Below are 12,380 nucleotides of genomic sequence, written 5' to 3'. Positions count from 1 at the left end.
CGAGGAATCTGCCAGTGCCGAAGATGTTCAGCGCTCGACCGAACGGTTCCAGCGCTCCGTCCATTCCGTGCGATGCTGGTTGATCGTGGTCCAGTCCATCGCGGTCAGCTTCGAGATCTGATCGGGACCGTAGGGCACGCGTGCAGCAATCTCGGGCGTCAGCTTCACGGTCTTGTTGACCGGGCCGAGTCCGATGCCTTGCGCCTGCAACACCTGCACTTCCGGCGTCAACAGGTACTGCACGAATTGCTGCGACAACTGCGGCTGCGCGTTTTCAGCGACCACGCACGCGGCCACCTGCAACGCGACCGCGCCTTCTTTCGGGTAGATGAATTTCAGCGGAAAGCCGGTGTTCTGCAACGCGACCGCGCGGCCGCTGCCGTACGGCGCGAGGATCACGTCGCCGGATTGCATCTGGCCGTCCATCTCGCCAGGCGTCGGCGCCCAGGACAGCACGTTGGGCGCGACCTGCTTCGTCATCGCGGTGAAGCCGGGGTCGATATTTTTCTCGCCGCCGCCCGAGAGGCGCGCGAGCATCACGAGCGTGTGCAGGCCGTACGTGTTGGTGATCGGCGGCACGCCGAGCTTGCCCTTGATGTGGCTGTCGGTAAGCGACTTCCACGAGTCGGGCGGCGGCAAGCCGGCCTTCTTGAAGGCTTCCTCGTTATAGCCGATGCCCGTCGCCACCATGCCGACGCCGATCGCCGACGGCCCCAGCTTCGCGAGCGGGTAGACGTCCTTCATCACGGGCGCGTCGTCGAGCTTCGCGCACAGGTTGAGCTGCATCGCCTGGTACATCGGGCCGTCGTCCATCACGGCGACGTTGATCTGCTGATGACCCTTCTGCGCCTGGAGCTTCGCGAGCGTGTCGCTGGAATTGCCCGCGACGTACACAATCTTCACGTTGTGCGCCTTCTCGAACGGCGGAATGATTTTCTGCCGATAGAGCTGTTCGTTCGACCCGCCGACGTTGGCGACATACAGCGTGGTCTCGGCCTGCGCGATGAGCGGCGCGGCGAGGCTGACGGCGAGCGAAACGGCCGCAAGGGCGGGGGCGGACAGACGGCGATGCAACGCTCTTTTCATGACGACGATCTCCAGTTCCGGTATGTGTGGGGCGGGCTTCGCTGCCCGTCGCTGAAATGCAGTGTCGCGCCGGCTGGCTATGTCGTCCAATACGAATAAAATACCTATCCATACATGGATGATATGGATAGGCAGACCGTCTCCTGGGGGAAATACGCATGAATCTCAAGCACATCGAGGCGTTTCGCGCGGTGATGGTGTCGGGGTCGATGACCGCCGCAGCCAAGGCGCTCTTCACGTCGCAACCGAACGTGAGCCGTCTGATTGCGCAACTGGAGCGCGATACGGGCCTGCAGCTATTTCAGCGCAGCGGCGTGCGCCTGATTCCCACTAGCGAGGGCGAGGCTTTTTTCCGCGAGGTCGAACGCGCTTTCGTGGGCTTGCAGGGACTGGCGAATGCGGCCGCGCAGATTCGCAATCTCGGCAGCGGGCGTTTGCGGATCGCGGCGATGCCGTCGGCGGGCATGACGCTCGTGCCGCATGCGATCAAACGTTTCGTCGAGCTGTTTCCCGATGTGACGGTGTCGCTCCACGTCAATACGTCGGCGACGGTCAATCATTGGACGGCATCGCAGTTCTGCGATCTCGGCGTGGCGGTCTATGTAAGCGAGGCGTCGGACTGCGAGGTCGAGCAGCTATCGGACGTGGCGGCCGTCTGCGTGATGCCGGCGGCGCATCGGCTCGCTGCGAAGCGCAGCATCAAGCCGGAGGACCTGGAGGGCGAGTCGTTCATATCGCTGTGCCACGGCGACGGCACGCGAGCCTTGATGGACGAGGTGTTTCTGCGCGCGGGCGTGCAGCGCGTGCTCGCCATCGAGGCGCAGTACACCGCGATGTGCTGCGAGATGGTCCGTCATGGCATGGGCGTGACGCTCGCGCATCCTATCGTCGCGCGGGACTATGCCGGACCTGATATTGCGATCCGGCCGTTTGTGCCGGCTACGCGTTTTCAGACCTATTTGCTGTTTCCGCCGCATCGGCCGCGGGAGCGGCTCGCGTCGGCGTTCGTCGAGGTGTTGCGCGGCTTGCACGACGAATTGCTGGCGGAAGTCGTGCCGCCGTCGCGCAATGCCGCGCCGCGCGGGCGGGCGAGGTTGCGAGCGGGCGCGTGATGCGTTGCGCTCATGCTCCCGGGTTCCTTATAGCGCGCGAGCCACCGCTCCGCAGGCTTTCTTGATTCAAACCAGCCGGGCGCCGCCATCCAGATTCAGCGTGACGCCGTTCATGAAGCCATTGGTCATCAGGAACACCACGCCTGCACCCGCCTCGGCGGCAGTGCCCAAGCGGTGCAGCGGCAGAGTCTGCTTGAGTCCTTCCACAAAGCCGTCGCGGGCCTCGCCCAGCGCCTTGTGAAAGATGGGTGTGTCGATCGGTCCCGGTGACAGCGCATTGACGCGAACCGGCGCCAACTCGAGGGCAAGACCGCGAGCGAGCGCCTCCATTGCCGCCGACGCCGCGCCGAGTACCGCAGTCCCATAAGCGTTCGGACGATCCGCGAGGCTGCCGGAGATCAGCGTGATCGAGCCGTCCTTGCTCAGGCGATCGCCCAATGCGCGAATCACATGAACCGCGGCCCAGATACGCTCCTCGAACGCCTGACGCAGATAGGCCACCTCGGCGTCGCGCACCTTGCCCGCGACGAATGTGCCGGCCAGCAGCACCAGATGGTCGACGCGAGGTATGTCCTTCACGGCGCGTTGGAGCGAATCGGCGTCGGTGACATCCGCAGCGCGCCATCCCGCGAAACCGTGGTCTTTCGCCGCCTGTTCGGCGGCAACCGCGTTGCGGCCCACAACGATGACCTGCGCGCCTGCCTGCTTGGCCTGAATCGCGGCCTCGAGCCCGATACCCGAAGTGCCGCCGAAAACCAGCACCGTCTTGTCCGCGAGTTGCGCCGCGTTGCCTGCCTGCACTGCGTTAGTCATTTTCTTCTCCAGGGATGAACGCCCGTTGGCGTCGTTGGAAAGAAGGTTAATTGACGACGTGCAGCTTGATAATTGGGCCGGACATCGCTTTAATAGTGCCACCATGGAACAAATCGAACGACTCACCGGGCTCATGGCGTTCGCGCGCGCCGCGTCGCTCGGCAGCTATACGGCTGCCGCACGTTCGCTCGCGGTTTCGCCGTCCGCGATCAGCAAAAGCGTGCAACGGCTCGAGCAGCACTTCGGGCTCAAGCTGTTCAGCCGGACAACGCGCTCGTTGACGCTGACGCCTGAGGGCCGCGATCTGCTCGAAAGGACGCAACGCCTGCTGCGCGAAGCGGAAGACATCGAGCAGGCTGTGGCCGCGGCTCGCGCCGAGCCGGCCGGCACGCTCAAGGTGGCGACGTCGCTTCCCGTTGGCGTGCACATTCTTGCTGCCGCGTTGCCGCAATTTCGCAAGCGCTTTCCGAAGGTGAACGTCGACGTTCGACTGAGCGACCGGATTGTCGATCTGATCGAGGAGGGGATCGATGTTGCGGTTCGCGTCGGCGATCCGGGCGACACGAGACTGATTGCACGTCGGCTCGCGCCGCATCGGATATGCGCGTTTGCGTCGCCGGATTATTTGAAGGCGCGCGGCACACCCCGGCACCCGAGCGACCTGCAGAGCCACGATTGCGTGAACTTCCGCTATCAATCGACGGGGCAGCCAGCCGTCTGGCCGTTCTGGATGGGAGACAAGCTATTGGAGTTGTCGCCGCCGTCAGGGCTGACGATGGACTTGAGCGATGCCATCGCCACGGCGCTCGCAGCCGGTGCCGGCATCGGCATTTCGGCCACCTATATCGCGGCCCCGTACGTCAGACGTGGCGAACTCGTTCCCGTGCTGTTCGAGTACGCTTACGACCGGTTTCAGCTTCACGCGATATGGCCCGAGAGTCGCCGGAGCAATCCCGCGGTGAAGGCGTTTATCGCTTTCTTGCAAGAAGTTTTTCCGTCGCCGGCGCCGTGGGACGTGGACGTCGAGCGACACGCGCGTGCTGCGGCAAAATCACTCAAAGGACGCGTGGGACGCCCGTCGAGATAGCATCAAATCAAGTGCGATCCTCTCGCGCCCGACGCGGTTCGCAAGCGGTTGATTCCATCTGTCACTCTGCTGCTGGTAGCATGGGACATTGAGTCGAACTAACTCGGGCGGCATTATGACCACGTATCAGTCGGAGACCCCATCATCGAGCCCTGAGGCGCTCGCGGCGCTTGGCGAATACCTCGAACTCGCGCTGAGCAAAGGCGTCAGCTTCATCGTCGTGCGACGGGGCTCCGACTCGAGCGCCTTATACATCGGCGACGCGAGCGCGCCCGCCGACGAATGGACCCGTTCCGGCTCAATCAGCAACGCCGCGGTGAGCTCGATACTGGAAGCGACGCAGTCTGGCCGGAACGACCTGCTGATTGGCGGGCAACCTTATCGATTCCTGCGCACCTTCACGCAAGTCGAGAACGATGGCGCGATCGTCTTCACTCCGGTCTGAGATAGGTGTGACCAAGATGTGACTCCCGATCGCGCCAGCGACGATTCGCTCATGCGTCTTGAACCGGGTCCTTGTTCAGCATGCTCTTCGGAATCGACAAAATAAGCACGCAGCTGACAAGCAGGCATGCACCAAGCGCGTACGTACCATTGTTGATATTGCCGGTCAGATCTTTAGCGATGCTCGTAATCATCGAGCCCGTGAATCCGGACAGGTTGCCGACCGAATTGATGAGCGCAATGCCCGCAGCAGCGGCGGTGCCCGAAAGAATCTGTCCTGGGAAGGTCCAGTAAATCGGCATCAGGCCGAGAATCGCGCAGGTCGAAATCGTCAGAAACACAATCGACACCGGAACATTGTTCGCAAACAGCGCACTCAAAATCAGACCGACGCCACCGATGAACGCAGGAATAGCCGCATGCAATCTGCGCTCCCCGGTCTTGCGCGAGTGCGATGCGTTCCAAAGCATTGCCACGACGGCGCTAAGGTAGGGAATGGCGGTCAGCAGGCCAATGTTCAAAGTACTCTTTACACCGGAAGCCTTGATGATAGAAGGCAGCCAGAAGGCCAACCCGTAAAAGCCGGTATTGAACGTGAGAAGAATGAACGTCAGCAACCAGACGCGCGGGCTTTTCAGCGCAGCGCCAACGCTGTGGGTCTTTTTAGCACTTTCCTGTTCGAGATTTCTTTGAAGCAAAGCCTTCTCGGACTGTGTCAGCCAGGTCGCCGATTGAATTCCGTCGCCCATACGGAAAAGCACGACGAACGCGACCAGAATAGAAGGAATGCCTTCGAGCAGAAGCATCCATTGCCAGCCTCCCATGCCGAGCAGACCGTGCGTGTTTTCCATCAACCAGCCGGAGACGATGCCGCCGAGCGTCAGGCTGACCGGAATGGCAATCAGGAACCCAGACATCGCCACGCTTTGGCGCCTGGCGGGAAACCAGTAATTCATATACAGGATGATGCCGGGAAAGAACCCGGCCTCGCATACTCCGAGCAGAAACCGGAGCGTGTAAAACATCGTCGAAGTCTCGACATGGAAAAAGTGCGAAAGCGGGGAGATGAATGCGAGTGACGAGGAGACGATGCCCCATGTCACCATGATGCGTGCAATCCAGAAACGCGCGCCGTAGCGATGCAGAAGAAGATTGCTGGGCATTTCAAAGAAGAAATAGCCCCAGAAGAAAATGCTGGCGCCCACGGCATACACGCCGTCGCTGAAGCCGAGCGAGTCGAGCATCTGCAGCTTCGCGAATCCGACATTGACACGGTCCAGATACGCGACGACATAGCATAGAAGCAGCAACGGCAGGATGCGCTTCAAGACCTTGCGATACAACTGTTCTTCGACCTCGTTGGCTACCGCCGGCGCGGCTGCCGCCTGAGTGAGGGTTGGCATGGGACTGTCTCCTTTTTGGTGTGTCTCGAACGGTCCCGTTAAAGCGGAGACCGCTTTCGGCATCTCGTTGTCATGCACCGATACGTCGTGCCGCTCATGCATGCTCGCCGCATGTGGCAATTTATGTTACCGATAACATATCGGGGCAAAACGTTGCCGGCGGCGAAAATGTTATCGGTAACGAAGGTAGCACGATGCGGCCCAAAACGGCAAGCCAGGGGAATCTACTTAGGCGCCCTGTACCGAGTGTCGTATCATGCTCAGTCGCTGCCAGCCGGTGCTGCCGTATTCCGCCGACTCGCGCATTCAGGCAACATTCGAACAACATTCAGGCAACTCAACCCCGAGACCGATGGGCACTACCCGCATCAACGACCGTGTCGTCAGCGACCCGCAAGCGAGTCCGCCTCGCATGTCCGACGTTGCGCGCATCGCGGGCGTTTCGAAGATGACGGTGTCGCGCGTACTCGCCGGGCACAGCGTCGCGCCGGCAACCCGCGAGCGCGTGCAGCAGGCAATCGACAAACTCGGCTACGTGGCCGACGCCGCGGCAGGCGCGCTATCGTCCGGCAGGTCGGAGTTTGTCGCGGTACTGGTGCCGTCTCTGGCGAGTTCCAACTTCTCGGATACGGTGCGCGGACTATCGGCCACACTCGAACCACACGGCTTGCAACTCCTGATAGGCGACACCGACTACGACCTCGTTCGCGAAGAGCGGCTGGTTCGCTCGATGCTCCGATACCAGCCTCGCTGCATCGCGCTGACGGGTTCGCAGCACACTGAAGGCACACGGCAACTGCTCGAGCGCTCGCGCATACCCGTCGTCGAAATGTGGGACTTGCCGGCCAATCCGATCGATATGGCAGTGGGCTTTTCGAACGCCCGCGCAGCGCGCGAGATGGTCCGATATCTGAAGGAGCGTGGTTACCGGAAGATAGGTTTTCTGGCCGGCGCCAGCGACCTCGATCGACGCGGTCTCGAGCGCCTGAAGGGCTATCAGCAGGAGATGAAAGCGCAAGGTCTCGGCGAGCCTCGCGTGATCCGCTTCGGCGAATCGCCTATCACGATGAGCCACGGCGGTCCGGCGCTCGACGCGCTTCTCGAACAGTGGCCCGACACCGACGCCGTCATGTGCGTGAGCGACATGTCGGCGTTCGGCGCCATCATGCAATGCCACCGCCGCGGCCTCAGCGTTCCCACGGACATTGCCGTGGCGGGCTTCGGCAATTTCGAAGTTGCCGTCTGCTGTCATCCGACCATTACCACGGTCTCCGTCGACGCCTATGGCATCGGCTCACGCACCGGCAAGCTACTGCTGTCGTCGCTCGGTTCGGTCACCGCACAAGCGGTGCCGCAGCGCCGCAAATTAACCATCGATTACACCGTCATTGCACGCGAAAGCGCGTAGCCTTTTCTGCTGCACGACGTCCGCGCAGCGTGATAACATCCAAAAATGTTACCGATAACAACGCCTGCGAAAAATATCGCGACGAAGCTAGAGGCAAGCGGCAATCACGGCGATAGTGGCTACCATATCGTCAAGACATCGAACGAGGAGTACAAGCGATGACTCAACTCAATTCAAGGCGGTTGCGCAGCCAGGAATGGTTCGACGACCCCGCCAATGCGGACATGACCGCGCTTTACGTTGAGCGCTTCATGAACTATGGCCTCACGCGCGAGGAGTTGCAGTCGGGCCGGCCGATCATCGGTATTGCGCAGACAGGCAGCGATCTCGCGCCGTGCAATCGTCACCACATCGAACTCGCGGCGCGCACGAAGGCGGGCATTCGGGACGCCGGCGGCATTCCGATGGAGTTTCCGGTTCACCCGCTCGCGGAACAGAGCCGCCGTCCCACGGCGGCGCTCGACCGCAATCTCGCGTACCTCGGTCTGGTGGAAATCCTGCACGGCTTCCCGCTGGATGGCGTCGTGCTGACGACGGGCTGCGACAAGACCACGCCGGCTTGCCTGATGGCGGCCGCAACGGTCGATATGCCGGCCATCGTGTTGTCGGGCGGCCCGATGCTCGACGGCTGGCATCACGGCAAACGGGTCGGGTCGGGAACGGTCATCTGGCACGCGCGCAATCTGCTCGCGGCGGGCGAGATCGACTACGAAGGCTTCATGGAACTGACCACCGCCTCGTCGCCGTCCATTGGTCATTGCAATACGATGGGCACGGCGTTGTCGATGAACAGTCTCGCCGAGGCGCTCGGCATGTCGCTGCCTGGCTGCGCGAGCATCCCGGCAGCGTACAGGGAGCGAGGGCAGATGGCGTATGCGACCGGCAAGCGTATCGTCGACCTCGTGCGGGAGGACGTACGGCCGTCGAAGATCATGACGAAGGCCGCATTCGAGAACGCGATTGTCGTGGCGTCGGCGCTGGGCGCGTCGAGTAATTGTCCGCCGCACCTGATCGCGATTGCCCGTCATATGGGTATCGAACTGAGTCTGGACGACTGGCAGCGCGTCGGCGAAAACGTGCCGCTCATCGTCAATTGCATGCCCGCGGGCGAGTATCTCGGCGAGAGCTTCCATCGCGCGGGCGGCGTTCCGGCAGTGCTTCGCGAGTTGGACCGCGCTGGCCTCGTGCATCGTGAGTGCTTGACCGTGTCGGGCGAGTTCGTTGGTGCTATCGCCGACCGTGCAGCCGAACCGGACCGCGAGGTCATCAAGAGCACGGACGAGCCGCTCAAGCATGGCGCTGGTTTTATCGTGCTGTCGGGCAACTTCTTCGACAGCGCGATCATGAAGATGTCGGTCGTCGGCGATGCTTTCCGCAATACCTATCTGAGCGAGCCCGGTGCGGAAAACGCCTTCGAAGCAAGGGCAATCGTGTTCGAGGGACCCGAGGATTACCACGCGCGCATCAACGACCCGTCGCTCGAGATCGACCAGCACTGCATTCTCGTTATCCGCGGCGCGGGCACCGTGGGTTATCCGGGCAGCGCCGAGGTCGTCAACATGGCGCCTCCCGCTGCGCTCGTGCGCCAGGGCATAACCTCTCTTCCGACGATGGGCGACGGCCGGCAAAGCGGAACCTCGGCAAGTCCTTCGATCCTCAACATGTCGCCCGAGGCGGCCGTGGGCGGCGGACTCTCTCTGCTGCAAACAGGCGACCGCGTGCGTGTCGACCTGAACGCGCGTTCGGTGAACGTGCTGGTCGATGACGAAGAGCTTGCACGCCGCCGCGAGACAGTCAGCATCTCGATTCCGCCGGCGCAGACCCCGTGGCAAGAGCTATATCGGCAAACCGTCGGCCAGTTGTCCACGGGCGGATGCCTTGAGCCCGCGACGCTCTATCTGAAAGTCATCGAAGAGCGCGGCAACCCGCGGCACTCCCACTAAACTATCGGCACTGACTTCAATCGGCGATACGTTGCGCCGACATGATCTGCCAACATACACGGAGACAATCGCTACCATGACTTCACGATTCGCTACTAACTATCTGCCGCACGATGTCGAGCGGGCGCTGCTTGTCGGCCGCGTCTGGCGCAAAACCGCGACGTATGAAGGGCCGTCGGTCGTCGTGGTCCGCAACGGCGAAGTGCTGGATATAACCGCGAGCGCGCCGACCACGGCCGATCTGTTCGACCGTGAAGACGTCGTTCAGTTTGCGCGGACAGTTGCGGGCGAAGCGCTCGGCTCTGTTCAGACGCTGGTGGAAGCAAACCTGGGCGCTGTGCAGGAACACGCACCGCGACTGCTTGCGCCCAATGACGTGCAGGCCATCAAGGCATGCGGCGTCACGTTCGCGGTGAGCCTCATCGAGCGCGTGATTGAAGAGCAGGCGGGCGGAGACGCCAGCAAAGCGCAAGAAGTGCGGCAAACCATCGCCGCGACCATCGGAACCGACTTGTCGAAAATCAAGCCGGGTTCGGAAGCAGCGATGAAGCTCAAGGCGGAACTCGAACGACGCGGCGCATGGTCCCAGTACATGGAAGTCGGAATTGGTCCGGATGCCGAAGTATTTTCGAAATCGCAGCCGATGTCCGCAGTAGGTTTCGGCGCAGACGTCGGATTGCTGGCTGCGTCGAACTGGAACAACCCGGAGCCGGAGATCGTTCTTGCGGTCAACAGCCGCGGAGAAATTGTCGGCGCGACCTTAGGCAACGACGTCAATCTGCGCGACATTGAAGGCCGCTCGGCGCTGCTGCTGGGCAAATGCAAGGACAACAACGCGTCCTGTTCGATCGGTCCTTTCGTGCGTCTGTTCGACGAATCGTTCGATCTCGACTCGATCCGCGCGACAAGCGTTGCGCTGCGCGTGGAAGGGTCGGACGATGGCTTTGTCCTCGAGGGCGTGAGCCACATGAGCGAGATCAGTCGCGACCCCGAGGATCTCGTCGCGCAGACGTGGGGACGCCATCACCAGTATCCCGATGGTTTCATGCTGTTCCTCGGCACGATGTTTTCGCCTATCAAGGACCGCGACACGAAAGGCGGCGGCTTCACGCATCACCTTGGCGACAAGGTGACCATCTCGACGCCGGAACTCGGTGCGCTAATCAACACCGTGCGCCTGAGTACCGAGGTCGCGCCGTGGACTTTCGGGGTGCGCGCGCTGTATCGCAATCTGGCGTCGCGGGGCGTGCTTTAAGCGCATCATTTGCGCTCGCTGGCAAGCCACGCTCGCCAGCCGCCGAACTCGCTGATGTCGACCGCGGACTCCACGCCATAAGGCTCGCACACAAAGCCTGTCACCCATGTGCCGTCCGCGAGTTCGACTTTGCCGAGCCCAAGCGGCGACGGGATGGTTGCGATGAACGAGCCCAGTTCCAGGCTCTGCATCTCCCATACTTCGACGGCGATCGCGGCGCCTCCATCGGGCACTCGCCACATGCCGGGCCGCCTCGTGCCGTCCGGCGTGGCGGCCAGTGCGGATAAGCGGTAGTGCGGAGCGGTTTGCGTCGCTTCCACCAGGCGCGCGCCACGACGAAGCAGATCGCGATTGAGCGGCAGGCCCTGCATGTGAGCGCCGCATACCGCGACGCGTATGCGGTCGTTGGCTGCTGCTCGCCCGTTGCTGGCGTCGGGCGCATTGCCTCCCACGCATTCGACTCCGCTCATTCGCTGCAACGTGTCCGCCACGCTCAACAGATACTGATCCGTGAACGCCCGACCGAACACGGTCACGCCCCACGGCAAGCCATTTTTCATGAATGCGGTCGGCGTCGCCACCGCTGCATAGTCGAGCAGATTCATGAAGTTCGTGTAGTAGCCGAGCAGCGAGTTCGGTCCGATCGGGTCGCGCTCCAGTTCCGCTAACGTAACGGGACGCGGATAGGTCGGCGTGAGAACGAAGTCCACGGATTCAAGCGCGGCGTCGCACGTGACCTTCAGCGCTTGCAGACGATATTGCGCGCGAAAAAGCTCGACCGCGGTGGCACCGGGCGCTTTCGCGAGTACGTCGCGAATCACAGGCAACACGGCGTCTTCATTGGCTTCGATCAATTCTCCCGCGACGGTGTAGCGCTCGGCGACCCACGGCCCTTGATACAGCAGATTCGCTGCTTCGACGAACGGCGCGAAGTCGATTTCGACGGCTTCGCCACCAGCCGCTTCGAGCATCGCGCGGGCCTTCGCGAACAACGCCGGGCTTTCGGCGCAGCCCGCGAATTCGAGCTTCGACGGCACGCCGAAGCGGAACGTGGTCAGTTTGCCGAACGCGCGCGCGTCGTTCCATTGCGGATTTCTGCGGCTGTATGCGTCGCGAGGATCGGCGTGCGCGGTGAGCGCGAGCAGTTCGCTGGCTTCGCGCGCGGTCGCCGTGAAGTAGGTCACGCAATCGAGCGTGCGGCAAGCCGGCACGACGCCGGCTGTCGATAGCAGACCCTTGGTCGCCTTGAGTCCGACGAGATTGTTCAGGCCCGCCGGCACGCGGCCCGAGCCGGCGGTATCGGTGCCGAGCGCGAAGCTCGCGACGCCGAGCGCGACGGCCAGCGCCGACCCCGCGCTCGATCCACCCGACGGATACTCGGGATGCACGCTGTTGCGGCACTTGCCGTACGGCGAACGCGTGCCGTTCAGGCCGGTAGCGAACTGGTCGAGATTGGTCTTGCCGAGCGGCACGGCGCCGAGCGCGATCAACTGCGCGACGAGCGTCGCCGACTCGGCGGGCGTATAGGAGAAAGCAGGGCACGCTGCGGTAGTCGGAATACCGGCCAGGTCGATGTTGTCCTTGATCGCGAACGGAATGCCGTAGAGCGGCAATGATTCGACATCCTGAGTGTCGAGCCATTCCAGATACGGCGCAATTTCCGCCTCGCTCAGAAGGTGGATGAACAAATGAAACTCGGGATTCAGTGCAGCCGCTTTCGCCAGCAGTTCGCCGATCAGCTTGCGCGGCGTCATCGTCCCGTTAAGGTAAGCGGCGCGCAGCGTGGAGAGGCGCAAATCGAATGAAGTCATGGATGATTTCCCAGGAAG

The 12,380-nt window shown here is 62.3% G+C and carries 10 protein-coding genes; 6 read left to right on the top strand and 4 right to left on the bottom strand.

From position 1 onward, the window contains the following. Positions 1 to 27: 27 nt before the first annotated feature. Entirely contained in the window at positions 28 to 1,086 is a 1,059-nt protein-coding gene (locus tag C8K18_RS14500; protein WP_029968964.1) for an ABC transporter substrate-binding protein, read from the bottom strand. Positions 1,087 to 1,244: 158 nt separating this feature from the next. Between C8K18_RS14500 and C8K18_RS14495 the strand changes: the two genes are divergently transcribed. Then, the gene (locus C8K18_RS14495; protein ID WP_107707885.1) at positions 1,245 to 2,198 is read left to right on the top strand and encodes a LysR substrate-binding domain-containing protein; all 954 of its coding nucleotides are present in this window, start codon (positions 1,245 to 1,247) and stop codon (positions 2,196 to 2,198) included. Between the two features lie 66 nt (positions 2,199 to 2,264). Here C8K18_RS14495 and C8K18_RS14490 read toward each other — a convergent pair whose 3' ends face one another. After that, a complete protein-coding gene (locus tag C8K18_RS14490) occupies positions 2,265 to 3,011 on the bottom strand; it encodes an SDR family oxidoreductase (RefSeq protein ID WP_107707884.1) in 747 nt (248 codons plus the stop codon). Positions 3,012 to 3,114: 103 nt separating this feature from the next. Between C8K18_RS14490 and C8K18_RS14485 the strand changes: the two genes are divergently transcribed. Next, the gene (locus C8K18_RS14485; RefSeq protein ID WP_107707883.1) at positions 3,115 to 4,098 is read left to right on the top strand and encodes a LysR family transcriptional regulator; all 984 of its coding nucleotides are present in this window, start codon (positions 3,115 to 3,117) and stop codon (positions 4,096 to 4,098) included. Positions 4,099 to 4,186: 88 nt separating this feature from the next. Next, a complete protein-coding gene (locus C8K18_RS14480) occupies positions 4,187 to 4,543 on the top strand; it encodes a hypothetical protein (protein ID WP_258196119.1) in 357 nt (118 codons plus the stop codon). Between the two features lie 49 nt (positions 4,544 to 4,592). Here C8K18_RS14480 and C8K18_RS14475 read toward each other — a convergent pair whose 3' ends face one another. Next, a complete protein-coding gene (locus tag C8K18_RS14475; protein WP_107707882.1) occupies positions 4,593 to 5,945 on the bottom strand; it encodes an MFS transporter in 1,353 nt (450 codons plus the stop codon). 352 nt (positions 5,946 to 6,297) lie between these two features. Between C8K18_RS14475 and C8K18_RS14470 the strand changes: the two genes are divergently transcribed. The 3 genes from C8K18_RS14470 (at position 6,298) to C8K18_RS14460 (ending at position 10,551) form a co-directional block, all read left to right on the top strand. Next, on the top strand, positions 6,298 to 7,353 hold the full coding sequence (locus C8K18_RS14470) for a LacI family DNA-binding transcriptional regulator (RefSeq protein ID WP_181324902.1): 1,056 nt from the start codon (positions 6,298 to 6,300) through the stop codon (positions 7,351 to 7,353). Positions 7,354 to 7,511: 158 nt separating this feature from the next. Then, positions 7,512 to 9,296: an IlvD/Edd family dehydratase gene (locus tag C8K18_RS14465; protein ID WP_107707881.1), complete on the top strand. Its 1,785-nt coding sequence runs from the start codon at positions 7,512 to 7,514 to the stop codon at positions 9,294 to 9,296. 76 nt (positions 9,297 to 9,372) lie between these two features. Further along, complete coding sequence (locus C8K18_RS14460; protein ID WP_107707880.1) at positions 9,373 to 10,551, top strand: fumarylacetoacetate hydrolase family protein; 1,179 nt, start codon at positions 9,373 to 9,375, stop codon at positions 10,549 to 10,551. A 5-nt stretch (positions 10,552 to 10,556) separates the two neighbouring features. Here the strand turns inward: C8K18_RS14460 and atzF are convergent, their stop codons facing one another. Then, positions 10,557 to 12,362, bottom strand: coding sequence for an allophanate hydrolase (atzF, locus tag C8K18_RS14455; protein ID WP_107707879.1), 1,806 nt, complete (start codon positions 12,360 to 12,362; stop codon positions 10,557 to 10,559). Between the last annotated feature and the right edge of the window lie 18 nt (positions 12,363 to 12,380).

Origin of the sequence: Paraburkholderia sp. GV068, from assembly GCF_003058125.1 — a bacterium.
In the GTDB taxonomy this organism is placed as follows: domain Bacteria; phylum Pseudomonadota; class Gammaproteobacteria; order Burkholderiales; family Burkholderiaceae; genus Paraburkholderia; species Paraburkholderia graminis.
The sequence above is the reverse complement of the archived record's forward strand: the minus strand, read 5'-3'. Positions and strand labels throughout refer to the sequence as shown.

What these genes read in the sequence shown, in the direction of transcription:
- C8K18_RS14465 (WP_107707881.1), top strand. Translation starts at nt 7,512, where the DNA reads ATGACTCAACTCAATTCAAGGCGGTTGCGCAGCCAGGAATGGTTCGAC.
- C8K18_RS14485 (WP_107707883.1), top strand. Translation starts at nt 3,115, where the DNA reads ATGGAACAAATCGAACGACTCACCGGGCTCATGGCGTTCGCGCGCGCC.
- C8K18_RS14475 (WP_107707882.1), bottom strand. Translation starts at nt 5,945, where the DNA reads ATGCCAACCCTCACTCAGGCGGCAGCCGCGCCGGCGGTAGCCAACGAG.
- C8K18_RS14495 (WP_107707885.1), top strand. Translation starts at nt 1,245, where the DNA reads ATGAATCTCAAGCACATCGAGGCGTTTCGCGCGGTGATGGTGTCGGGG.
- atzF (WP_107707879.1), bottom strand. Translation starts at nt 12,362, where the DNA reads ATGACTTCATTCGATTTGCGCCTCTCCACGCTGCGCGCCGCTTACCTT.
- C8K18_RS14460 (WP_107707880.1), top strand. Translation starts at nt 9,373, where the DNA reads ATGACTTCACGATTCGCTACTAACTATCTGCCGCACGATGTCGAGCGG.
- C8K18_RS14500 (WP_029968964.1), bottom strand. Translation starts at nt 1,086, where the DNA reads ATGAAAAGAGCGTTGCATCGCCGTCTGTCCGCCCCCGCCCTTGCGGCC.
- C8K18_RS14490 (WP_107707884.1), bottom strand. Translation starts at nt 3,011, where the DNA reads ATGACTAACGCAGTGCAGGCAGGCAACGCGGCGCAACTCGCGGACAAG.
- C8K18_RS14470 (WP_181324902.1), top strand. Translation starts at nt 6,298, where the DNA reads ATGGGCACTACCCGCATCAACGACCGTGTCGTCAGCGACCCGCAAGCG.